At 36.1% G+C, this 24,459-nt stretch carries 23 protein-coding genes; 16 read left to right on the top strand and 7 right to left on the bottom strand.

Features of this window, described 5'->3' with window-relative positions; genetic code table 11:
- Nucleotides 1-120: 120 nt before the first annotated feature.
- From BCF58_RS01730 to BCF58_RS01750, 5 genes are all read left to right on the top strand, one after another.
- Nucleotides 121-1,449, top strand: coding sequence for a hydroxymethylglutaryl-CoA reductase, degradative (locus BCF58_RS01730; RefSeq protein WP_121460076.1), 1,329 nt, complete (start codon nt 121-123; stop codon nt 1,447-1,449).
- 166 nt (nt 1,450-1,615) lie between these two features.
- Nucleotides 1,616-2,002: a DUF423 domain-containing protein gene (locus tag BCF58_RS01735; protein WP_121460077.1), complete on the top strand. Its 387-nt coding sequence runs from the start codon at nt 1,616-1,618 to the stop codon at nt 2,000-2,002.
- 8 nt (nt 2,003-2,010) lie between these two features.
- Complete coding sequence (locus BCF58_RS01740; protein ID WP_121460078.1) at nt 2,011-3,288, top strand: chloride channel protein; 1,278 nt, start codon at nt 2,011-2,013, stop codon at nt 3,286-3,288.
- Nucleotides 3,289-3,419: 131 nt separating this feature from the next.
- A complete protein-coding gene (gene sucC, locus BCF58_RS01745; protein WP_121460079.1) occupies nt 3,420-4,610 on the top strand; it encodes an ADP-forming succinate--CoA ligase subunit beta in 1,191 nt (396 codons plus the stop codon).
- 79 nt (nt 4,611-4,689) lie between these two features.
- Nucleotides 4,690-5,184, top strand: coding sequence for a hypothetical protein (locus BCF58_RS01750; protein WP_121460080.1), 495 nt, complete (start codon nt 4,690-4,692; stop codon nt 5,182-5,184).
- A 49-nt stretch (nt 5,185-5,233) separates the two neighbouring features.
- On the opposite strand, the gene BCF58_RS01755 is transcribed toward BCF58_RS01750, so the two are convergent.
- Nucleotides 5,234-6,118 (bottom strand): mechanosensitive ion channel family protein, encoded by an 885-nt coding sequence (locus BCF58_RS01755; protein WP_121460081.1) that lies wholly within the window; start codon nt 6,116-6,118, stop codon nt 5,234-5,236.
- A gap of 95 nt (nt 6,119-6,213) precedes the next feature.
- Between BCF58_RS01755 and BCF58_RS01760 the strand changes: the two genes are divergently transcribed.
- Entirely contained in the window at nt 6,214-6,846 is a 633-nt protein-coding gene (locus BCF58_RS01760; protein WP_121460082.1) for a peroxiredoxin, read from the top strand.
- 94 nt (nt 6,847-6,940) lie between these two features.
- On the opposite strand, the gene BCF58_RS01765 is transcribed toward BCF58_RS01760, so the two are convergent.
- The 3 genes from BCF58_RS01765 to BCF58_RS01775 all read right to left on the bottom strand — a co-directional run bounded on the left by BCF58_RS01765 (nt 6,941) and on the right by BCF58_RS01775 (nt 10,528).
- Nucleotides 6,941-7,531 carry a hypothetical protein gene (locus BCF58_RS01765; protein WP_121460083.1) on the bottom strand — a complete coding sequence of 197 codons (591 nt, stop codon included), beginning with the start codon at nt 7,529-7,531 and terminating at the stop codon, nt 6,941-6,943.
- A 161-nt stretch (nt 7,532-7,692) separates the two neighbouring features.
- Nucleotides 7,693-8,208 (bottom strand): hypothetical protein, encoded by a 516-nt coding sequence (locus tag BCF58_RS01770; protein WP_121461011.1) that lies wholly within the window; start codon nt 8,206-8,208, stop codon nt 7,693-7,695.
- An 85-nt stretch (nt 8,209-8,293) separates the two neighbouring features.
- Nucleotides 8,294-10,528: a TonB-dependent siderophore receptor gene (locus BCF58_RS01775; RefSeq protein WP_121460084.1), complete on the bottom strand. Its 2,235-nt coding sequence runs from the start codon at nt 10,526-10,528 to the stop codon at nt 8,294-8,296.
- A 163-nt stretch (nt 10,529-10,691) separates the two neighbouring features.
- Between BCF58_RS01775 and BCF58_RS01780 the strand changes: the two genes are divergently transcribed.
- Nucleotides 10,692-11,750, top strand: a complete 1,059-nt coding sequence (locus tag BCF58_RS01780) for a Gfo/Idh/MocA family oxidoreductase (RefSeq protein ID WP_121460085.1) — start codon at nt 10,692-10,694, stop codon at nt 11,748-11,750.
- 63 nt (nt 11,751-11,813) lie between these two features.
- Here the strand turns inward: BCF58_RS01780 and BCF58_RS01785 are convergent, their stop codons facing one another.
- On the bottom strand, nt 11,814-13,715 hold the full coding sequence (locus BCF58_RS01785; RefSeq protein ID WP_121460086.1) for an ABC-F family ATP-binding cassette domain-containing protein: 1,902 nt from the start codon (nt 13,713-13,715) through the stop codon (nt 11,814-11,816).
- A 101-nt stretch (nt 13,716-13,816) separates the two neighbouring features.
- Between BCF58_RS01785 and BCF58_RS01790 the strand changes: the two genes are divergently transcribed.
- The 4 genes from BCF58_RS01790 to BCF58_RS01805 all read left to right on the top strand — a co-directional run bounded on the left by BCF58_RS01790 (nt 13,817) and on the right by BCF58_RS01805 (nt 18,001).
- Nucleotides 13,817-14,464, top strand: coding sequence for a DoxX family membrane protein (locus tag BCF58_RS01790; RefSeq protein ID WP_121460087.1), 648 nt, complete (start codon nt 13,817-13,819; stop codon nt 14,462-14,464).
- An 83-nt stretch (nt 14,465-14,547) separates the two neighbouring features.
- Nucleotides 14,548-15,066: a DUF1761 domain-containing protein gene (locus BCF58_RS01795; RefSeq protein WP_121461012.1), complete on the top strand. Its 519-nt coding sequence runs from the start codon at nt 14,548-14,550 to the stop codon at nt 15,064-15,066.
- 7 nt (nt 15,067-15,073) lie between these two features.
- Nucleotides 15,074-16,234 (top strand): 8-amino-7-oxononanoate synthase, encoded by a 1,161-nt coding sequence (locus BCF58_RS01800; protein WP_121460088.1) that lies wholly within the window; start codon nt 15,074-15,076, stop codon nt 16,232-16,234.
- Nucleotides 16,235-16,354: 120 nt separating this feature from the next.
- Nucleotides 16,355-18,001, top strand: coding sequence for an alpha/beta fold hydrolase (locus BCF58_RS01805; RefSeq protein WP_121460089.1), 1,647 nt, complete (start codon nt 16,355-16,357; stop codon nt 17,999-18,001).
- Here the strand turns inward: BCF58_RS01805 and BCF58_RS01810 are convergent.
- A complete protein-coding gene (locus BCF58_RS01810) occupies nt 17,998-18,861 on the bottom strand; it encodes a glycoside hydrolase family 25 protein (RefSeq protein WP_121460090.1) in 864 nt (287 codons plus the stop codon). The two genes, BCF58_RS01805 and BCF58_RS01810, sit on opposite strands and share 4 nt — an antisense overlap.
- A 65-nt stretch (nt 18,862-18,926) precedes the next feature.
- Here BCF58_RS01810 and BCF58_RS01815 point away from each other — a divergent pair, with 65 nt between their 5' ends.
- From BCF58_RS01815 to deoC, 5 genes are all read left to right on the top strand, one after another.
- On the top strand, nt 18,927-20,189 hold the full coding sequence (locus BCF58_RS01815) for an NAD(P)/FAD-dependent oxidoreductase (RefSeq protein WP_121460091.1): 1,263 nt from the start codon (nt 18,927-18,929) through the stop codon (nt 20,187-20,189).
- The gene (gene trmD / locus BCF58_RS01820; protein WP_121460092.1) at nt 20,186-20,857 is read left to right on the top strand and encodes a tRNA (guanosine(37)-N1)-methyltransferase TrmD; all 672 of its coding nucleotides are present in this window, start codon (nt 20,186-20,188) and stop codon (nt 20,855-20,857) included. The genes BCF58_RS01815 and trmD overlap by 4 nt, the downstream gene beginning before the upstream one ends.
- 366 nt (nt 20,858-21,223) lie before the next feature.
- Entirely contained in the window at nt 21,224-22,156 is a 933-nt protein-coding gene (locus tag BCF58_RS01825) for an endonuclease/exonuclease/phosphatase family protein (RefSeq protein WP_121460093.1), read from the top strand.
- 27 nt (nt 22,157-22,183) lie between these two features.
- Nucleotides 22,184-22,654 carry an Lrp/AsnC ligand binding domain-containing protein gene (locus tag BCF58_RS01830; protein ID WP_121460094.1) on the top strand — a complete coding sequence of 157 codons (471 nt, stop codon included), beginning with the start codon at nt 22,184-22,186 and terminating at the stop codon, nt 22,652-22,654.
- A gap of 5 nt (nt 22,655-22,659) precedes the next feature.
- The gene (gene deoC, locus BCF58_RS01835) at nt 22,660-23,403 is read left to right on the top strand and encodes a deoxyribose-phosphate aldolase (protein WP_121460095.1); all 744 of its coding nucleotides are present in this window, start codon (nt 22,660-22,662) and stop codon (nt 23,401-23,403) included.
- 60 nt (nt 23,404-23,463) lie between these two features.
- Here the strand turns inward: deoC and dusB are convergent, their stop codons facing one another.
- A complete protein-coding gene (dusB, locus tag BCF58_RS01840) occupies nt 23,464-24,459 on the bottom strand; it encodes a tRNA dihydrouridine synthase DusB (RefSeq protein ID WP_121460096.1) in 996 nt (331 codons plus the stop codon).

The following is a 24,459-nucleotide window of genomic DNA, read 5'->3' on the forward strand; positions in this document are numbered from 1 at the left end:
AAAAGAAAGTTATCAACAAAATAAAGCCTCAAAATCATTATATTTACACTTCATTAAAAGTTATACTATGAAATCGCGAACTTGTGATTATGTATAACCTGTAAAAAATAAACATACTATATGAATCATCAACCGATTGAAGGTTTTTCCAAGCTTACCAAACAGGGGAAAATCGACTGGCTCGTGAACGAATATTTAGAAGGAAACCAGGAATACCAACATATATTAAAGCAATACTGGAACGATAATGCTGATCTTCAGAAACTTCATGAAGAGTTTTCTGAAAATACGATTTCCAATTTTTATATGCCTTACGGAATTGCTCCCAACTTTTTAATTGACGGGAAACTGTTTGCACTTCCTATGGCGGTAGAAGAAAGTTCGGTGGTAGCAGCAGCTTCTAAAGCCGCTAAGTTCTGGATCGATAAAGGAGGTTTTAAAACTACCATTATCAATACTAAAAAATTAGGACACACACACTTTATATTTAATGTAGAATCTCACAAACTACAGCACTTTTTCAATTTTAAGCTGAAGAAAAAATTATTTGAAGCTACTGATGCTATAACAGCCAATATGAGAAAGCGTGGTGGCGGAATCCTTAATATAAGGCTGATTGATAAGACTGCTGAAATGCCTCATTATTATCAGTTAAAAGCAAGCTTTGATACGGTAGATTCTATGGGAGCCAACTTCATCAACTCCTGTCTTGAACAGTTTGGAAAAACATTGAGGGAAGAAGTTGCCATAGATGAAGACTTTACCCTGGAAGAGAAAGATTCTTTACAGATCGTGATGAATATCCTTTCCAACTTTACCCCGGATTGTATTGTGAGAGCTGAGGTTTCCTGTAAAATTGAAGATTTAAAAGATGATAGCGGAATTTCTCCGGAAGAATTTGCCTGGAAATTCAAGCAGGCTGTGAATATCGCAGAAATTGAGCCTTTCCGTGCTACAACCCATAATAAAGGAATCATGAATGGAGTAGATGCGGTGGTAATTGCTACAGGAAATGATTTCAGAGCTACGGAAGCCTGTGCGCATGCCTATGCGGCAAAAGACGGGCAATACAGGTCTTTAACACATTGTACAACAGATAACGATATTTTTAGATTCTGGATCGATCTTCCTATTTCCGTGGGAGTGGTGGGAGGTTTAACGAATCTTCATCCTCTGGTAAAATTCTCCCTGGCTTTGCTTGGTAAACCTTCTGCGCAGGAATTGATGAGTATTCTTGCTGTTTCCGGTTTAGCACAAAACTTTGGGGCTATTCGTTCTTTGGTAACAACAGGAATTCAGAAAGGCCACATGAAAATGCATTTGTTCAATATTCTGAATCAGATGGGAGCAACAGAAGAGGAGAAACAACATTTTGTGAATTACTTTAAAGATAAAACAGTGAGTCATCATGAAGTGATCAATGAATTAAACAGATTAAGAGCTCTTTAAGATGTTTGGAATTGCTTTATCTGTTTTTATGCTGCTGTTCGGGATTTTTCTAAAGGTAACGAAAAACCCCGGATTTGCACAAAGTAAAAAGTTCGCATGGGTTTTTATTATCATTGGAACTTTATCATTAGTATTTAAAATTCTTAATTATAAATAGAACTTCTTCATGAAAACAATTACTTTGATTTTTGGAGCCGTTTACGGACTTGTATCAGTGATTCTAGGAGCCTTCGGAGCTCATGCGTTCAAAAAAATCCTTTCGCCAGAACGGCTTGAAAGTTTTGAAACTGGGGTAAGATACCAAATGTATGCCGCATTTTTTCTCCTGATTGTAGGCTACATCCTGAAATTTGAAACAGGATCTGAAAAATGGATATCATGGTTAATGATTTTGGGAACCATCCTGTTTTCTGTAAGTATTTATTTTCTTAGTTTCCAGGATTACTGGGGAACCAACCTGAAATTTTTAGGACCCGTCACTCCGCTTGGAGGTTTATTGATGATTGTAAGTTGGGGAATGCTTATTCTTTATTTTGCCAAAAATAAACTGTAAGATTTCTTATGAAAATAAATAGAAGAAGACGGTTGATCAGAACATTCAATCTTTTGGACCAGCCTATTAGATTCAATCCGTTTGTATTCAGCCGTACTTTTTTCATGTGGGCCTTTACAGGTTTGGTAGGTGGCATTATCGCCGGGTTATACTGGATAGTCCTTGAACATTTTACAGAATTTTTAGCTCAGTTTCAAGGTTGGATGGTTATTCCTACGATGGCGATCTGCGGTTTACTGGCAGGTTTGGTTATTTATTTTATAGGTGATCCGGGAGAAATCCATTTGATCGTTAATAATATCAGGTTCAATAAAGGAAAACTCGATCCGAAGAATAATCCTTCCATGATTCTGTCTTCCCTGTTTTGTGTGGCTTCAGGTGGAAGCTTAGGACCGGAAGCTCCGTTAGTTCAGGTAACAGGTTCTACAGGAACATGGCTGGGGAAAATTTTCAGATTGAAAGGAGAGGAGCTGCGTTCTTTAAGTATTGCGGGAATGGCGTCCGGTTTTACGGCTTTATTTGGAGCACCGCTTGGAGGTAGCCTTTTTTCATTGGAAATTCTGCATCATAAACATGCGGTAGAATATTACAAGGCCATTATTCCTGCATTGGTGGCAAGCTGTTTCAGTTATACGGTTTTTGCTTTGATCATCCATTTGGGAATTGGAGCGACCTGGGATTTGAAGGCGTATCAGTATTCCGGAGTATATGACTTTGCGTATGCATCAGGATTTGCTTTATTGGCAACTTTCGTAGGCTGGGTATTTATTTATGTCGTTAAATTCTTCAAGAAACTTTTCGAATACAGAAATTTCCCCATTTATATCAAAACATTGACGGGAGGAATTATTTTAGGAATCATTGCCTATTATTTTCCTATTACAAGATATTTTGGTCATCATGAAATTAATGAATTGATCAAAGGGAATTTTGCTTTGAATTTTTTAATCACTATTCTTGTTTTTAAAATACTGGCGATTGCTGTAACGGTGACTTCAGGATGGAGAGGCGGATTTATCATCCCCCTTTTCTTTGTGGGAACAACTTTAGGATTAATTATTCATGCACTTTTTCCGTCTGTGGATACAACATTGGCAATTGTAAGTTGTATGGCCGGAATTAATGCCTGTGTAACCAGAACACCGATGAGTACAACCATTATTTTGGGAACACTGACCGGGTTTACATATTTTGTTCCTATACTTTTTGCGAGCTTAACCGGGTATTTCCTGGCTCCGAAAATTCCGTTTATCGGTTCTCAATCAGAAAAATCAGCCGAAGAATAAAGCCCATTTTTCAGATATGTTAAAAATCAAGTTTCCTAAACTTTAATTTTTGAATTAAGAATCTTGAACTTCCATGTCTTTTTAGTAAATTTGTCAACCTTTAAATTTTAAAATAAAATAATAAAAATAATATGAATCTTCACGAGTATCAATCAAAAGAGATTTTATCAAAGTATGGAGTAGCTATCCAACGTGGTTACGTAGCAAACAACGTAGACGAAGCTGTGGCAGCTGCTGAAAAACTGACTGCTGAAACCGGAGCTCAGGGATGGGTAGTAAAAGCACAGATTCACGCAGGTGGTCGTGGTAAAGGTGGTGGTGTAAAGTTTTCTCCGAACATGGACAAGCTAAAAGAAAATGCACAGAACATCATCGGAATGCAGTTGATCACTCCGCAAACTTCTGCTGAAGGTAAAAAAGTAAACTCTGTTTTGGTTGCTGAGGATGTATATTATCCGGGAGAATCTGAAACTAAAGAATTCTACGTATCTATTCTTTTGGATAGAGCTGAAGGTAAAAATACAGTAGTATATTCTACAGAAGGAGGGATGGATATTGAGCATGTTGCAGAAGTAACTCCTCATTTGATCCACAAAGAAATCATTGATCCTGCTTTAGGATTGCAAGGGTTTCAGGCTAGAAAAATTGCTTTCAACCTAGGTCTTGAAGGAAATGCTTTCAAAGAATTTACAAAATTCATTACATCTCTTTATAATGCTTACACAGGAATTGATGCTTCTCTATTCGAAATCAATCCTGTATTAAAGACTTCAGATAACAAAATTATCGCTGTAGATGCTAAAGTAACTTTAGATGATAACTCATTGTTCCGTCATAAGGATTTAGCTGAACTTAGAGATACAAGAGAAGAAGACCCAATGGATGTTGAAGCTGGTGAAGCAGGCCTTAACTTCGTAAAATTAGATGGGAACGTTGCTTGTATGGTAAACGGAGCTGGTCTTGCAATGGCTACAATGGATATCATCAAATTATCCGGTGGTAATCCTGCTAACTTCCTTGACGTAGGGGGTACAGCTGATGCTCAGAGAGTACAGACTGCTTTCGGAATCATCTTAAGAGATCCGAATGTAAAAGCTATCCTGATCAACATCTTCGGAGGTATCGTAAGATGTGACAGAGTGGCTCAGGGTGTTGTAGATGCTTACAAAGCGATGGGTAGCCTTCCTGTTCCATTGATCGTAAGATTACAGGGAACTAACGCTGTTGAAGCTAAGCAATTAATTGATGAATCAGGTCTTCCTGTACACTCTGCAATTACTTTAGAAGAAGCTGCAAACAAAGTAAAAGAAGTTTTAGCATAAGGCTACAACTTTTAAATAAATTAAAAAACCGTTTCATTTTTTTTGGAACGGTTTTTTAATGCGTATAGAAAACCTATTCATGAAAAACCTTCGTATTCCGGATCCTTGTTCTGAAAACTGGGAATTAATGTCTCCTCAGGAACAAGGGAGATTTTGTTCAGCCTGTAATAAATGTGTGATTGATTTTACGCAAAAAGAACTTAAAGAAATTGAACAAATTCTTGAAGAAAAACCAAAGGGGAGTATTTGCGGAAGATTCTATGATTATCAATTAAAGAATGCAGATGATCAATCTGGACAATTGAAAAATAAGTTAGTTCAATACTTTCCGAAAAGCTTTCAAAATTCAAAATTCGGTTTAGCATTATTTTCTGTGATTTTCTTTATTACAGGATGCTCCAAATCTAAAGAAAATTGTGAGAGTACTGCTACAACAGGAGTTGTGGTAGTAGATTTGGAAGAAGATACCCTTAATAAGAATTATGTTATGGGAGAAGCTAAGATAGAAAATGATACTGTAGCTGAGCTTCCTAAGAAGGAGAACCTTCATCCGAAAGGGAAGACAAAGAAATAACAGTAAATTTATATAAGAAAAAAGCCGCCTTTAAAAGCGGCGTTTATTTTTATTTATCCTGGTTTCCGGATAATTCAGCTCCTTCATTGGTAATGCTTATGCTGGTTGGGGTTTCAAGACGGATACCGTCATCATCAAGTTTTTGTTTGATTTTTAAAAAAGCGTCACTTTTAATTTTTACCATATTGGCTCCGATAGCAATCCAGAATTTTACCTGAATATTAAAGGCCCCTTGCTTTAAATCGGTAAGAATGACTTCGGCTGCATCCAGACGATCTGCATTTTCCAGAGTTTTGACAACTTCCAAGATTCCTTTTTGCGCTTTATTGATATCTTCATCTGCCGGAATTTCAAAGTTCAGGATAATCCTCCGCTGTGGCGAATCTGTGATATTGGTAAACGGGGCGTTAAAAATAACCTGATTGGGAATGTATACTTTTTTTCCGTCATCCGTTATTATTTTTGTGGTAAGAAGGCCAATTTCATGTACGGTTCCGGAATTGGTTCCGATAGTTACATAATCACCTACTTTAAAAGCTTTATCTAAGCCGATCAACATTCCTGAAAATATACTGGAGACCAAATCTTTCAAAGCAACCCCTGCAATAACTCCCGCAACTCCTAAACTTCCGATGAATTTCCATAAGAAACCACTAAAGCCCATGATTTCAAGAGCTATAAATGTTCCCATCAACATGATCAGGAATCTGAAAAATCCGATCATTGCCACTAAAGAACTTTGTTTTTCACTTTTCGGGAATAATTTGTGAAATACTTTTACGGCTGCCTGACTTAAATACTTGCTCGTTATCAAAAAGAAAGAGAAGACTAAAATCCCGACAATTAATTTGGGTGTAAGTTCTGCAAATTTGATATACCAATTCTCTAAAACTCTATATACAACATCAATGTAACTTAAACCATTTTTCTGCATGAAATCTTTTTATGTTAAATATATAAATTTCTTAACAAAAATTTTGCCAGTCTCAAAAAGTCTACTAAATTTGTAGACTAATAAAACGAATTATTATGTCAATAAAGTTAGGAGATACAGCACCCAATTTTCAGGCAGTTTCTACGGCCGGAGATATAGATTTTTATAAATATTTGGGAAATTCGTGGGGAATTTTATTTTCGCATCCAGCAGATTACACCCCTGTATGTACTACAGAATTGGGAATGACCTCAAAACTGAAATCTGAATTTGATAAAAGGGACACTAAAGTAATTGCATTGAGTGTAGATGGAGTTGATGATCATCAAAGCTGGATCAGAGATATCAATGAAACCCAGAACACAACTGTGCAATTCCCTATTATAGCTGATGAAAACAGAAGGATATCCGAATTGTACGATTTTATTCATCCTAATGCCTCTGCAACTGCTACTGTACGTTCTTTACTGATTATAGATCCTGAGAAAAAGGTAAGGCTTATCATTACTTATCCTGCTTCTACAGGAAGAAATTTTGATGAAATTCTAAGAGTGCTCGATTCTTTACAGCTTGTTGACTCTCATAAAGTGGCTACTCCGGTCAATTGGAAACAAGGGGATGATGTAATTATTCCACCAAGTGTTTCCACAGAAGAGGCAAGAAAAATCTTTCCGAAAGGAGTTACGGAAATCAAGCCGTATTTAAGATATACACCACAACCTGATTGATGATTTATTTGATTTTTTATAGTTTAGTTTTAATTTGTACGAAAGCGCCCCGAAATATTTTCGGGGCGCTTTCACTATATATGTTAGAAGTGATTTATTGCACATCTTTGATTACCTGCTTAGCTTTTGAAGTCGGTAGGTAAATACTAAATCCTAAATTAAAAGTAATATTGGAATTTAAACCTTCGCTTCCAAATCCTGCTCTACCTTTATATTTCACTAAACCTTCCAAACCGATGTTTGGAGTAATGAAATAAGAATAACCAGGACCTGCTCCGAAATCTAAACCGGTTGTAGAGTCACCGTTTTCAACAGATCTGCCTCCGATACCTACATTACCTTCAAGGAACCAACGTCCATGGTGTAATAAGTTATCCACTCCTTTTTCACCGGGAGATAAATAATAACGTCCTAATCCGCCAACTCCATAAACGAATTCCGTAGGGCTTCCGTTGGTAACCTTATTGATTCCTAAATCAACATATCCACCGATCGCAACGTTATCTTCGATAAAGTATGCTCCTTTTGGCTGTAATGCAATATTATATCCTCCTCCTGTGTTAAGTCCGAAATTACTGGAAATAAGGCTACTTCCTACTAACCAGTTACCTTTTTGAATCTGAGCATTCATTGTGGTGGTCAAACCAGCTACAGCTAATATTCCTGTTACAATTAGTTTTTTCATAATTTATAATTTTAATATTGATTGTTTATCATTTGTTATGGAGGTAAAAAACAATAAATGTGCCACAATGCTTATGTTTAGGCAAATTCTTTAAAATAAATATCCATTGTGTGAAAAATAGTATTTAATTATTTTTCAATTTTTCATATTATTTTTAAGAATTAGATAAATAGTAAGATAATTGAAACTATTAGTCCTGCAATGGTGAAAACCATACCTCTTTTAAATGCTTTCGTTTTAGGATTGAACATCCAGAAACTAGAAATAACGAAGAAGAACAGGGAGATCCCAAAGAAAGTATTTAATGGAGATAAAGTATCCTTAGATTGAGATTTGTGCAGTTTGGTCATTTTATCCAGAATGAAAGGCAATTCTTTTTTTGTATATTTTGCTTCTCCTGTTGATATGTTATAGGTTCCCTGTTTAAAGTGGACCACATTTCCTTCGGTCTTTTCAACTTCCAGCCCTTTAATCTTTAGTTCTTTACCCAGTTCTTTTTCAGACAGATTCTTCTCAACAACTTTATCGTACTTTTTTTCTTTTTTTAAAAAATCAGTATCCCTGTAAACCAATAAAACCCCGCTTACGGCATAAACTGCCATAATTCCGGCAAGAAAATAGCCTAAATACCGGTGGGTAACTCTCATAAAGCTTCTGGTGTCTTTTATTTTATCCATATCTATAGTTTTTGTTTTACATTTTAAAAGTGGAAACTGCAAAAATGCAGCTTCCACTTATGAGAAAATTATTTATAGCTAAATCTTAAAGCTTATATGTGAAGGTGAAATAATAATTCCTAGGAGTTATTGGGTTTACAGAGTAGTTTTCGTGTACATTGTAATTCACTACATCAAACAGGTTACCCACTTTACCCTGAATAGAGAATTGCTTCCATTCGTAGCCTACTGAAAGGGCAACGGTTGTATAATCTTTCAATTCGAAAACTCTGCTGATACCGTTTCTGGCAGCTAAACTATTTGCTCCTGTCTTAGTATCGTTCCAACCAGCTAATCTGTCTCCGATATAATAAGCACTTGCTCCCACCTTTAAGCCTTTGGCAAATTTCTGGAAAGTATAGAATACAGATGCATTAGCTGTAGTTGCAGGAGTTCTTACCAGTCTTTGTTTTTCAACATATCCGAATGTGTCCGGAGTATCCAAATAAACTGAATTATTATAAGAGAAACCTCCAATAATAGAAAGTCCTTCCATTGGGTTACCCGTAATGTCCAATTCCACACCCCGGCTTCTCATTTTTCCTGCAAATTCCTTAAAGAATGAATCTATATTGGCATTTCCGTTTGCTAAAAATGGAGCAGTTTGGTAATAATTGTTATAAATAATTTGATAAGCTGTTAAATTTATGGCAATTGCATTATTCCAGAAATTCTTTTTAACCCCGGCTTCATACTGGTCTATCGTTGTAGGTTTCAAAGCCTGAAGGTAAATATCCTGACCTGTATTTTGTACAAACGAGTTAGTATAGGTAGCGAATACTGATAAATTATCGTTTGGCATATATACTAAACCAGCTTTTGGAGAAAAGGCTCTGTCTGAAATAGCAGTGTTTTTTACTTCTACATCACCATCACTGTTCGCAAAAGTATTTTTCTTGTTGACCATTGTTTCTATATAAGACCAACGTAATCCTGCTATTACCTTTAATTGTTTTGTTAGGCTGATATAATCCTGTACGTATACTCCGAACCTTTGTGTAGGAATTCTCGTTCTGTCTTTTAAAGAAGCATTTGGAATGGCACCGCTTGACCATGTACTTGGGTCATCCATATATATAGTAGCAGTGGATGTGTTTCCATTGGTTCCGTATTTGGTAGGATTGGTAAAGGTGTAATTGTTCTGGATTCCGTAGTCTCCGTCTGTACCAATTAATACTTTATGATTGATACTTCCGGTATTGAATTCACCATTTACGTTAACTTGTAATGAAGTATAGTTTTGCTCATTGAATGTTTTATTCAAAGGTCGGTCCCACTTCAAACGATTACTATTATCATAAGTCCATTGAACTCTTTCCGTAGAGTAATAATCCTTAGTGTAGTTTTGATAAGAGGCCACCGCGTTTAACGTCCATCTATCGCTGAACTGGTGATTGAATGTAACATTGGTTGACACCTGCTGAACGTTTTGGTACTGCCAATCTGCCCCTACGAAAGCATTTCTTGGCAACAATGTATTAAGCTCATAAGTTAATCCGTCCTTTTGTGTAATAGATCCAATTCCAAAGTCTGGAGTGAAATCATTTTTAAGGTAATCTGCTTCCACAATTAACTGGGATTTTTCACCAATATTGAATAAGAAAGACGGGTTGAAATAAAACTTCTCCGATTGAACCACATCCCTGAAACTTTCAGCATATTCATAAGCACCATTCATTCTGAAAGCAATTTTCTTAGTCAGAGGACCATAAATATCTACCGTTGGTTTATAAGAATTCCAGCTTCCAGCGTTCAAACCGATACTTCCTCCAAAGTTGAATCTTGGCTTCTTTGTTACCATATTGATAATTCCACCGGCTGCAGTATTTCCATAAAGCATAGCATTAGCACCTTTTAATACTTCAACTCTTTCCAGACCACTAACTTCAGGAAAAACCCCGCTGTTGATTCTGGCGCCGTTCTTAAAGATATTGTCATTTCCCAAGATGAAGCCACGCCCTCCAAAACTATCCTGAGAATTTCCTCTGGATGAAGTAACGTACATTCCATTTACATTTTGCATAACATCACTCAACTGTTTTGCCTGTTGCTGCTCAATGATTTCATGAGTAACAATAGCAATCGGTTGTGGAGTTTCCATTACCGTAAGATTTGATTTTGTTGATAGCGGCTTAGCTTTATTAGGATTACCTGTTTTATGAAGATTAACATCTTCAATAGTCTGAATTCTAATAGTATCAGAATCAGATGAATATTTCATCTGGGCACTTAGAGATAGAGATCCTGCAAGAAATCCTAAGGAAATAAGTTGTCGTTTCATTCTACTTTATTTAGAGTGGTTTTAAATAAAGCGCAAAAGTAAGTATTATTTAGAATAATTAAAAATAAAATTCCTGATTTTTGTCACCCTTTTTAATTGCGGCAATCAAATATTGTAACTGACTCAATGAAATTTTATGGATATATTTGTCTAAAAAAAGAATATGCAATTGGTAAAAGTAGGTCTTTGTGCTTTTGGAATGAGTGGTAAAGTTTTCCATGCTCCTTTTCTAAAAGAACACCCGGGTTTTTTTATGTCGGCTGTTGTAGAAAGAAGTAAGAATGATTCACAGGAGAAGTATCCGGGAACTACCATTTATCGTTCAGTAGAGGAAATGCTTCAACATTCAGATATAGAAGTGGCAGTAGTGAATACACCGGTACAAACCCATTTTGAATATGCTAAAATGGCACTTGAAGCCGGAAAAAGTATTATTGTTGAAAAGCCATTCACCGTAGATGTCTCTCAAGCAGAAGAATTGGTGAGATTAGCAGAAGAAAAAAATCTTTTTATAAGTGTTTATCAAAACAGAAGGTTTGACCGTGATTTCCTTCAGGTACAAAAAATCCTTAACGAGCAGAATTTAGGGACAATTAAAGAAGTTGAAATCCGTTTTGACAGATTCCGTACTGAACCAAGCGGAAAACAGCATAAAGAGAATCCGATGCAGACCGGTTCCGGATCACTGCATGATCTGGGGGCTCACCTGATAGACCAGGCTGTTCAGCTATTTGGTTTTCCTGAAAAGCTTTTCGCAGATGTTTTTTCAATGAAAGGTAACGATTTTGCGAATGATTATTTTGAAATTCTTCTTTACTACAGGGATAATTTAAGAATCCGGTTAAAATCTTCCGTATTTAGTAAAGAAGCTCATTATGCTTACATGATCCATGGCAGTAAAGGGAGTTTCTTGCAGGAAAGATCAGATAATCAGGAAAATGAACTTGTTGCCGGCAGTATTCCCGTGTATGGTGAAAACTGGACCGCACCTTTGAATGAGCCGGATGGAATTTTAAATTTTCTGAATGATAATTCTGAGACTGAAAGAATATTAACATCCAGTGAGTCCGGAAATTATATGAACTATTATCAGGCAATCTATGAACATATTGTTTTTGGATACCCATTACCTTCACCTGGAAAGGAAGTAGTACAGAACATGAAAATCATTGACGCTGCTATGAAGAGTGCTTCGGAAGGAAGAATCATAAGTCTGAGCTGAATAATATAATATCATCCAAAAAGGTTTCGGCGGAGCCAAAGGCTCCGCCGAAACCTTTTTGGACTATGCTTCTCCCAAAATTTCCTGCAATTCCAGCCATCTCATCTCATGATTTTCCAGTTTTTCTGAAATTGTTTCCAGCTCAGAAGAAAGAGATGCTACTTTTTCATAATCAGTTTCATTATTGAGAAGGTTTAATATTTTTGACCGTTGTTCCTCAAATTCAGGCATTTCCTTCTCGATGATTTCCAATTCTCTTTGCTCCTTAAACGTAAGTTTTCGTTTTTTAGAATGATTGGCCTGCGTAGCTGCGACAGGATTATTTTCTTTTACAGGCTCTGCTTTTTGAACTGTATTTTTCCCTAAAGCTTCCTCCTTGCTTTTTGTTTCCCGGTATTCGGAGAAATTGCCTACAAAATCCCTGATTTTGCCATTCCCTTCAAAGGCCAGAATATGATCTACGATTCTGTCCATAAAATAACGGTCGTGGGAAACAATGATAAGAGAGCCTTGGAACTGTTGTAGGAAATTTTCTAAAACAGTTAAGGTAGGAAGATCAAGATCATTGGTTGGTTCATCGAAAATCAGGAAATTAGGATTCTGATAAAGAATATACATCAAATGTAACCTTCTTTTTTCACCTCCTGAAAGTTTGGAGATAGGAGAGTATTGGGTCTGATCGTCAAACAAAAATAACCTTAAGAACTGGGATGCGGAAAGGCTTTTTCCATTAGCCAAAGGATAGAATTCTGCAATTTCTTTGATAAAATCAATTACCCTTTCATCTTCTTTATACTGAAGACCTTTTTGAGAAAAATAGCCGAAAGAAATAGTTTCACCGGTTTCAATTTCCCCTTTATCGGCCTTTTCAAGCCCTTGAATAATATTTAAAAGGGTAGATTTGCCTACACCGTTTTTTCCGATAATACCTACTTTCTCCCCGCGTTGGAACTGATAACTGAAATCTTTCAATAAAACTTTGTCGCCAAAGCTTTTATCAATATGCTTAAGTTCAAGGATTTTTTTACCGAGACGCTTCATTTCAAAATCCAGCTCAAGGCCTTGTTTTCTGGTATCCGTTTTGGCCACTTTTTCAGTTTCATAAAAAGCATCGATCCTGCTTTTTGATTTGGTAGTTCTTGCTTTGGGTTGCCTTCGCATCCATTCCAGCTCTTTTCGGTAAAGGTTATTGGCTTTATCAATGGTTGCATTAAGGTTTTCCTCACGGATCATTTTGTTTTCAAGATAAACTGCATAGGAACCGTTGTGAACATACAGATTATTATCTTCCATTTCCCATATAATATCACAAACACTGTCAAGGAAATATCTGTCGTGAGTGACCAGTAGTAAAGTGATTTTAGCTTTATTCAGATAATTTTCAAGCCATTCCACCATTTCCACATCCAGGTGGTTGGTAGGCTCATCCATAATCAATAAAGTATGGCGGTGCTCCGCTCTGGTTTCAGTCAATAATTTCGCCAGGGCAACGCGTTTAATCTGTCCTCCTGAAAGGGTACCCATTTTAGCATTCAGATTGGTAATTTTAAGCTGTGAGAGAATTTGTTTCATCTCGTTTTCCAAATCCCATGCTTTGTGGACTTCCATCTCAGCCAAAGCTTTCTCAATCAATGCGCTGTCAGTGGAATGCAAAGACTGATGATAGTATTTAAGAGCCCGGATCGGCTTTGAATCCAGTGTCATCATAAACTCGTCAACGGTTAGATCCGGATCATAGTCAATTTCCTGGTCAAATAAAACGACCTGAATATCCTTATTGATATTTACCGTTCCGCTGTCTGCAATTTCTTTTCCCATTAAAATTTTAAGCAGCGTGGATTTTCCGCTTCCGTTTTTAGCTACAATGGCAATTTTGTCACCTTCATTGATATGAAAAGAGATATTTTCGAACAAAATTTTAATGCCATACGATTTGGTAAGGTTTTCGACAGAAACGTAATTCATTGGAATGTAGTGCTTTGAATTTTATTTTGAATTTGAACCGCAAAAATACGAAAATGAAACAAGAAAAATTTTAATTATGCATATGCTAAAACACGATTTATATGATAACAAAATTATGCATGATCCCGAAAGAAAGGTATTGGGAATATTTCATTTTAGTAGCTCGTTTTTTACTGTCAATTACATTTCTAAATTATGGGTATAGCAAACTCACCGAGAGTGGGCAATTTGGAATATCTCCTGCGGAAATGGCTACTCCGATTAAAGATTTGTCCTTATTCAGGGTGATGTGGTATTTGTTTGATCATGATCCCATCAAAACTGTTATAGGAGTTTTGCAGATTATTACGGGAATTTTACTTCTTTTCAATAGAACAGCTATTTTGGGAATTATGTTTTTTATTCCGATTGCAGCTAATATCCTGCTTATGGATATCAGTTTTATGCCGGAAAGTCTGGCAATGGGCTTTGCCAAAAGGTTTGCTTTCTATTTCTTCCTGTGTTTTTTGATTTTATGGAATGACAGGGAGAGGGTAAAAGTAATATGGAATGCAATAATTAAAAAGTTTTCTTTCAAACTCAGGTTTCCAGTTATATTATATCTTATGGTTCCTGTTTTTGCTTTAATGTTAGAGTTTTCATCTGCTATTCCGCAGGTTATTTACGGATTGATCACAGAACCGGATGAGACGTTTGAGATTCTCAAGAAAACATTCCGGGTATTGGTTGATGCTTTTAAGGGAATATAAACAGGTAGTAAGGAAATGCAAAAAAATAAGTTTTTGTAATGTTTTTTAATGTAGATTTGATAGCATAATAAACACTGATGCCTATGTTACAATTTAATTTCCTGGCTATTTTAGTAGCCGCTTTTGTTCCCCTCATTATAGGATTTATCTGGTATAATCCAAAAGTAGCTGGAACAGCTTGGATGAAAGCTTCCGGAATGACGGAAGATAAAATGAAAGGTTCTAATGTGGCAATGATTTTTGTTTTTACAATTATTTTGTCTTTTCTTATTTCTTTTTTTATGCAGTTTCTTACCATTCATCAGTTTGGAGCTTCGGGAATGATCGGTGGTGACGAGTCTCATGCAACACCATCTTATTTTGCATTCATGAAGGAATATGGAACCGCTTACCGTTCTTTCGGCCATGGTGCTCTACATGGATTTATATCGGTGCTTTTTTTCGTTTTTCCGATATTTGCTATTAATTCCATGTTTGAAAGAAGGTCATGGAAATACATCTTTATCAACGTGGCATATTGGGCCATTACTATTACCATTATGGGCGGGATAATTTGTGGCTGGTATGCTGTAGATGGTTTTCATTGGGTGACACAGAAATAATAATTAAATGAACAAGGCTGCACAGGTGGCCTTTTTTATGTCTTATACATTTACAATATACAACAGCGTTTCCGAATTGCCCTTAAACTGGAATACCATAATTGGGAATCATAATATTATGCTGTCCCAAGAATACTTCAATGTGTTGGAAAAGTCGGCTCCGAATAATATGCAATGTTATTTTATGGGGTTTTTCAAAGATGAAGAACTCATTGGGGGCGCTCTGTTTCAGTACCTGAATTTTCAATATCATTCCTCTTTTCAAAAAAATCAGGTGTGGTGCAGTATCAGGAATTTTTTCGCCAAAAGATTGGGGAGAGACGTAATGATTTTGGGAAATAATATGCTTACCGGCCAAAACGGGTTTTATTTTGATTTTTCAGAAATAACACCCGAACAGGTAATTCCTCTATTAGATGAAGCCGTTGAATTCATACAAAAAAGAAAAAGAAGAACCGATTTAATTATTTATAAAGATTATCAGGCCGGATTCATCAATTATTTTCAAGGGAAAAGTCATCGGACCTATTTCAGATTTTCAGTACAGCCCAATATGATCTTAAGGCTGAGAAAAGACTGGCTTGTCTTTGAGGATTATCTTAATGCCTTTTCTACAAAATACAGGACCAGGGCAAAAACTGCAAAGAAAAAACTTCAGGGAATTGAAAAGCGTGAACTGAGCCTGGAGGAAGTCAGAAAATATCAGGCGGCAATGAATCTGTTGTACCAGAATGTAGCGGAAAATGCACCATTCAATACCTTTTTTCTTGCCGGGAATCATTTTGAAAAAATGAAGGAGTATTTAGCCTTGAACCTGAAAATATTCGGATATTTTTACAATGAAAGGTTAATTGGTTTTTACACATTGATTCTCAATAATAACGATATTGATACTTATTTTCTGGGATATGATAAAGCGCTTCAGAAAGAAAAACAATTGTACTTGAATATGTTGCTCGATATTGTAGAATTTGGCATTCGTCATGAGTTCAGCAGAATTATTTTCGGAAGAACAGCTTTGGAAATAAAATCTACTATCGGTGCAGAGCCTGTCGACATTTTTGGTTTAATAAAACATAATAACGGAATACTGAATACCTACATGGAAAAAATATTTGTTTCCCTTAACCCCAAGACAGAATGGATTCAAAGAAAACCATTCAAATAAATTCTATCTATCTTAAATATGATATTTTAAAAGAATTTTAACGAAAAGGGCTGTAAATTTAATAAGGTGTTATGAGTTTTGAAGGTAGGAAATAAGGATTTTTGTGTCAAATTTTTTACCATGAAAAACTTTATTGCTTTATGTCTTCTGTTTTCCGGGATATATGCTCAAGCACAAATTGTCTCCGGGACGGTTTTTTCAAAAGAAGAAAACAAACCTATTCCTTATGTGAAAATTGGAGTTGAAAGAGAAAAAACAGGAACAATCTCTGATGAAAACGGCCATTTTTCTATCGATCTTTCTCAAACAGACAAATCCCATACCATCAGAATTGAAGTGGCAGGATTTGAGAGTTACACACAAGCTGTTTCAGATTTTATAAATAACAGCGCCCCAAAAATATTTTTAAAAGAAAAAGTTAAAAATATTCAGGAAGTAAAACTCAATCCTAAAAAGTTTGTAGATAAAAACTGGGGAGTCAATACAAAAACCAAAAGTGTCTTGTATTCTGTAAACCCGGAATTCCGGAAAGAAGATTTCCTCGGAGAAACTGCTTTGGAATTTAATGCCAGTAAAAGATCAAAAATTAAGAATATTAATTTAAACGTTGCCAATTATAATTCAGACAGGCCGGTTATCATGCGTTATGCGATCTACAGTGAAAAAAATGGTTTTCCGGATCAGAATATTCTGGAGGAGGAAATTACCGTGGAGCTTACCGAAGACATGATTAAATCAGGTACATTCATGCTAGACGTTAACGATTATAATATCTGGGTGCAGGGGAAATTTTTTATAGGTATTCAGTTTCTAAAAGAATTTAAAGGAAGGGTAAACATCAGTGCAGCATTATTCAGAACCGGTTTTATAAGAAAATTTTATGGAGATTGGGAAAGGATAACGTTAGCCGCCCCAGCCATTAATATAGATGTGAAAGTAGACAAAAACGGGAAAAATAAGAAAGACGAAATGGAGGATAATAATGAAAAGCTTTCTATGTTGGCTCCGGATATCAGCCAATACAAAGATGAATCCGGAAACTCGATATATGGTAAAAATGAAGCAGTAGGAAAGACATTGAAATTGAAAGATGCCGAATTGTACTATGAAGTTTACGGAGAAGGGCAGCCTCTTCTTTTACTTCACGGAAACGGAGGAAGTATTAAAGAATTCTATAAACAAATCCCTGAACTTTCCAAACATTTTAAAGTAATTGCCCTGGACACGAGATCTCAGGGAAAAAGTAAAGATTATACCAGGAATAATCTCAGCTATAAAATTTTTGCAGATGACCTGAAATCTTTAATTGATCACTTGGGGCTGAATACAATAAACATTCTAGGTTGGAGTGATGGAGGAAATACAGGACTTGAATTCAGTCTGAAGTACTCGGAAAATCTTAATAAATTGATTGTGATTGGAGCAAATGCTTTCCCGGAAGGAGTTGAAGAAAGCCTTCTGAATAATTTTAAAACAAAAGTACAGGTTTTACAGCTTGAAAACAATCCTGATCATTCTAATGAGGTCAGATTGTTGAAATTAATGATCAATGAACCTGAGATTAGTAAAAAATCTTTAAATCAAATTTCCAATCCGGTTTTTGTGATTGCAGGCGAAAATGATGTGATCAAAAAAGGGCATACGGAAATGATGGCCAAAGAGATCAAAAATTCAAAACTGAAGATTTATAAAAAAGCATCTCATTATGTTCCTTTTGAGGTCGCAGATGAATTGAACAAGGATGTGGTCGATTTTTTGAAAAATTAATCCAGCGTTAACGCTTTTAAAGACCAGGAATTGCCATTATAAATATCCAGATCCACTTTGGTGTTGATTCCATGTACAATCCCGTTTTCCGTAAATTGCCAGAAATCCCACTGATCATCCGGTGATGGAATAGGAACATCATTATAGTTGGCCAGCCAAAGCGGATACCCATCAAATTCACCTTTTAAAAAATCTTTGTAATAATGATAATAAGTATAGATAATCGGCTTTTCTCCATAAGCTTCCTCTACAATTTTGCACCAGACCTTTAGATCTTCAATCAATTTTTTATTGGTTTTTCGCTTCGGAATTTTTTCAATATCCAGAATAGGGGGAAGGTCTCCGCTTTCCAGTTTTACATTTTCCAGAAAATTGTTGGCCTGGATCACGGGATCTTCATCCGCTCTGTAAAAATGATAAGCACCACGAATCAGCTCATGCTTTTTAGCCAGTTCCCAGAAATCATCAAAATGCTTATCTGCACTGCGGTTTCCCATTGTTGCACGCATCACAACAAATTCCAACGGAATGGTTTTATTCCCGATGCTTAAGCTGTCCCATTTGATGTCCTCTCTGTTCTGATAATGGGAAATATCAAAACCGTATGTTTTATCCAGATTGGAGGAAAGAATTTTTTGAATTCTGAGCGTTTCCTTTTCACTGTTGTGCAGTTTCTTATGCGTAAACTTATTAAAGTATAAAGCGTAGTAGTAGCTGATGGACTGTTTCAGGTATAATCCGGTTCCGATAAGCGCCAGGATCAGAATGATCAATACAACTTTACGGCGAAAAAAATAATTCTTTCGTCTCTTGCTGTGTAGCTTTCTGGCAGTCTTTTTGGTATACTTTTTTTTCGTCATAAAGTTTTGCAAAACTAACTTTTTACCAACTAAAATGCTAAATAAATTCAGTAAATTTGTGTGATATGGAAACACGTGAGAAAATCATTATCATAGGGGGTGGTTTCGCGGGATTACAGCTTGCGAAGACCCTAAACAATAAGAATAAGAAAGTAATCCTCCTGGATAGGGTAAATCATCATATGTTTCAGCCCCTTTTTTATCAGGTAGCGTGTGGAAGGATAGAACCTTCCAATATCTCTTTTCCTTTCAGGAAAATATTCCAGCAATCCAGAAACACGCAATTCCGTTTGACGGAAGTAAAAGAGATTGATCCTGTTCATCATAAAGTCATTACCGATGAAGCTGAATTTACTTATGATAAACTGATTATTGCTACAGGCTGCAAAACCAATTTTTTCGGTAATCAAGATCTTGAGGGCAAAGCTTTTGCCATGAAAAATACTCAGGAAGCGATCAGCATCAGAAATCATGTGCTTATGACTTTCGAAAAGCTGATCATTGAAAAAAGCCGGAGTGATGACGGGAACTGGAATATCGTTATTGTAGGAAGTGGACCGACAGGTGTGGAGCTGGCCGGAGCTTTTGCGGAAATGAAAAAAGAAATTCTTCCAAGGGATTATCCGTATATGAATTTTAATCATCTTAAAATTATTCTTGTAAGCTCTACGGAAAAGCCGCTTGCCGTAATGAGCCCTGAAGCTCAGGAAAAATCAGAAAAGTATCTTAAAGAACTGGGTGTGGATTTTCTAAGCGGAGAATACGTTACGGATTATGATGGGGATAAAGTATACATGAAGAGCGGAAAGCAAATTCCTTCCAACAACGTCATCTGGGCGGCAGGGGTTACCGGTAATGTAGTACAGGGGTTTCCTCAAGAAAATTTAATAAAGAACCGGTACATTGTAGACAGGTATAATAAAATAAAAGGCTATGATAATGTTTTTGCCATCGGAGATATTGCATCTATGGAAACTCCGAAATATCCGCAGGGACATCCGCAAGTAGCTAATGTAGCGATTACACAAGCGAAAAATTTAGGTAAAAATCTTTTGAAAAAAAGCAAAGATGAATGGACGGAATATGAATATCACGATAAAGGCTCCCTGGCAACCATTGGGAAACACAGAGCAGTGGTAGATTTGCCGTTTTTTAAATTCCAGGGATTTTTAGCATGGTATTTCTGGATGTTTCTGCATTTAATGTTAATTTTGAGCGTGAGAAATAAGCTTGCAATTTTCTTCAACTGGATGTGGAGTTATTTTAATAAAGATTCCTCTCTGCGATTAATTATTTTACCCAATAAGAAAAACGGAACTTTACAATGAGAATTGATATAATAAGCGTACTGCCGGAATTAATGGAAAGCCCTTTCAAAACCTCTATTTTGAAAAGAGCAATGGATAAAGGGCTCGCGGAAGTGCATTTTCATCATCTTAGAGACTGGTCAACCAATAAGCACAGACAAATTGATGATGAACCTTATGGAGGCGGGGCCGGAATGGTCATGATGGTTGAGCCTCTGGATAAATGTATCTCCGAGCTTAAATCGCAGAGGAATTATGATGAGGTAATTTATCTTACACCGGATGGAATTACACTGAATCAGAAAATTGCGAATACGCTTTCTATAAAAAATAATCTGATCTTTCTTTGCGGACACTATAAAGGAATTGACCAACGGGTAAGAGACCTGCACATTACCAAAGAAATTTCGATCGGAGATTATGTTCTTACCGGTGGAGAATTAGCCGCATGTGTGCTTGCCGATAGTGTGATCAGATTGATTCCCGGAGTTTTGAATGATGAGCAAAGTGCACTCACCGATAGTTTTCAGGATGATTTATTATCTCCTCCCATCTACACAAGACCTGAAAATTATAAAGGATTAGAAGTGCCGAAAATCTTGCTAAGCGGGAATTTTGCCAAAATTGAAGAATGGCGTCATGAAGAAGCGGTAAGAATCACCAGAGAAAAACGCCCGGATTTACTTTAATTCAAATTTATTACAAGGTTCAACGGTGTTTTTTTTGATCAGCAAGAATAAATCAGAAAATTAATCGTTATAATATTAGAAATGGTTAATGTTATTGTGATATATTATTCGCTGCATTGTTTTTTTTCCTGATTTTTAAAAATTTCATTTTTATTTTAATTGTAAATTAATGGTACGTTTTTTGCAATGATTGAAAACTTTATATTAAATATATAAATTAATTGTGATTGTTTAGTTGAAAATTTATATTTAAAGTATAAAATCAATCTTAATATATTATAAATTAATTAATCATATTTAAAAAAAAATAATAAATTTACATTCTAAAATTAAAGTGCCAAAATTTAAGAATACAAATGTGTGTTGATGGAGCTGTTCAGTTTTTACAATGTTGAAAATTTGTTTTTACCGGATCCAAAACCAGTACATAAACTAGACCCTACTGTTTCAGGGTTACGGAATTGGGACGAACGGAAATACAGGAATAAGCTTTTTAAAATCTCACACGTTTTCCAATTGATGAAGGAGGAAAATGATGTTTTACCATTTATTATAGGTTTATCTGAAGTGTCCGGAAGGAAAGTCTTGGAAGAACTGGTAAAAATGGAACCTTTTAATTCAAAATATGGGATTGTTCATTACAATTCTATGGATGAAAGAAAAGTAGATGTGGCAATGCTATATGATAAAGATAAAGTAGAGGTAATGGACTCAGAACCCATTTCCTTCTTCTTTGAGATTATAGATAAAAACACAGGGGATTACGACACAACTAGGGATGTACTCTATTCAAAAGTAAAATATAAAGAAGAGATTATTAATGTCTTTATCGCGCACCTTCCCTCAAAGCGAGACAAAGACCCTAATAAACCAAAAAGATCCTTTATACTCGGAGAAATCCGGGAAAGAATTTTGAATATTGTGAATGCAGAAAAAGAACATGTGATTTTGTGTGGTGATTTTAACGAGAACCCAGATGATGAAAATTTAGTAAAGATTCTCTATGACGACAATGATCGGAAAGTGTTGGAAAACCCTTTTCAGGCATTGTTCTCTACAAGGAAATATTCTACTTTTCATTATAAATCTGGATTGCTATTTGATCAGATTATAATGTCAAAATCTTTTTTTGATAATAGTGGTCTGACTTTTCGGAATGCACAAGTGTTTAATTCCGAGAAAATTAGCAGTCGAGACAGAAGATTCGAAGGTCGCCCTTTTCGAACCTTTGCAGGTACCCGATATTTGGGAGGCTATAGCGATCATTTTCCGGTTTTTGTACAATTTGAATGCTTATAGTAAAAACATGAATAAAAAAAGTAGAAAATGAAAAATTCAAGTACCACAAGTTATCATTTAGATTCTATCGACAAGGAGATCATCTACATGTTGATGGACAACGCTAAGACATCGTTAGCGCACATTTCTAAAAATGTCGGAATTTCAACAACGGCAGTCCACCAGAGAATTAAAAAACTGGAACATGCCGGAGTTATCGAAAATTCAATTTCTTTCCTAAACCCAAAGAAAATCGGTTACAAAGTTACCTCCTATATAGGAGTGTTTTTGGATCAGCCCAGCCATTATCCGGATGTGGTAAAATCCTTAAAGGACATCAATGAGGTGGTGGAAGCTCATTACACCACCGGTAATTACACTATCTTTTTAAAGGTGTTGTGTAAGGATAATGACCATTTGATGCAGATTCTCAGCAAACTTCAAAAGCTGAAAGGAGTGACGAGAACCGAAACTTTCATATCTTTGGAACAAGGAATTAACAGACAATTGAAAGTATAAGAGATATGAATATTGCTCAGTATTTGGATTCAACTTATCTGAAAACACCCTCTCAATCGGGTCTTTCAGAAGAAGAAACTTTACAGAAAGATAAAGACCTTGCGCAGGAAGCTGCAGATAACGGGATATTTGCCGTAATGATCCGTCCGGATTATATACCCGAGATTAAAAAATATCTTCAGGAAAGGAATTCAAATGTTAAGGTAGGTACGGTGATAGGATTTCATGAAGGAACGTATTCTATTGATGAAAAACTTGCCGAAGCCTCAAAAGCAATAGAAGACGGGGCAGATGAATTAGATTTTGTTATTAATTACAACGCTTATCTTCAAGGAAATATAGGACTGATAAAAGAAGAGTTTGTGAAATGTACACAGCTGTGTCTGGATCATCATAAAGTTGCCAAATGGATTATTGAAATTGCGGCTTTAACCGATGAACAGATTGCAGATCTTACTAAAAATATTTCTGCATGGGCAGAAGAAAGCTTTTCCGAAAAAGATTTACCTTATATCTTCGTTAAATCTTCTACCGGTTTTTTTGAAACTACCGGAGGAAAACCTAACGGAGCAACATTTGAAGGCATAAAAATTATGCTGGATAATGCCGGAAAACTTCCTGTAAAAGCCGCTGGAGGAGTAAGAACTCCCGAAGATGCGGAAAAAATGATTAATATGGGAGTGAAAAGAATCGGAACATCTTCAGCCTTGGCGCTAATTAAAAATCAATCATCTTCGGAAGGATATTAAAACATAGTCTTCAATAATAAAAAAGAACCATCAAAATCAGCTGATGGTTCTTTTTTATTGTTATACCTGTGCCTGATACTCGGCGTAAAACTCCTGTGTTTCTTTGATCAGGGCGTCCATTTCTTCTAAAGTGAAAACTTCCAGGAATTTCTTTCTGAAGTCTTTGAAATGGGGTATTCCTCGGAAATAATTGCTGTAATGTTGTCTCATTTCTACTAAGCCTAATCTTTCACCTTTCCATTCTGTGCTCCATTCCGCATGTTGACGGACTGCCAATAATCTGTCTGAGATAGTAGGGGCCGGAAGATGTTCCCCGGTTTTAAAGAAATGTTTGATTTCATTAAAAATCCATGGATATCCGATAGCCGCACGACCGATCATAATTCCGTCGCAGGCATATTTTTGCTTGTATTCCAAAGCCTTCTCAGGAGAATCAATATCTCCGTTTCCGAAAATAGGAATCTCAATATTAGGGTTTTGCTTGATTCTTGAAATATGTTCCCAGTCCGCTTCACCTTTATACATCTGTGCACGTGTTCTGGCATGTATGGTTAAGGCTTTAATACCTGTTTCCTGTAAACGTTCCGCTACTTCATCAATATTAATGGATGTACTGTCCCAGCCTAAGCGGGTTTTTACGGTTACAGGTAAGTGAGTAGAGCTTACCACAGCCTTTGTAAGGCGAACCATAAGATCAATATCTTTTAATACTCCGGCTCCGGCTCCTTTGCAAACTACTTTTTTTACCGGGCAACCAAAATTAATATCTACTAAATCAGGATTTACGGTTTCCACAATTCTTGCAGACATAGCCATTGCCTCTTCATCCCCACCAAAAATCTGAATCCCGACAGGCCTTTCGTAATCAAAAATATCTAGTTTTTTTCGGCTTTTAATAGCATCACGAATCAAGCCTTCGGAAGAAATAAATTCCGAATACATCAGATCTGCACCATGCATTTTGCATAAGCGTCTGAATGGAGGATCACTTACATCTTCCATCGGAGCCAGCAAAAGCGGAAATTCCGGCAGTTCTATGTTGCCTATTTTTATCAT

It is taken from the genome of Chryseobacterium defluvii (assembly GCF_003634775.1).
In the GTDB taxonomy this organism is placed as follows: Bacteria; Bacteroidota; Bacteroidia; order Flavobacteriales; family Weeksellaceae; genus Chryseobacterium; species Chryseobacterium defluvii.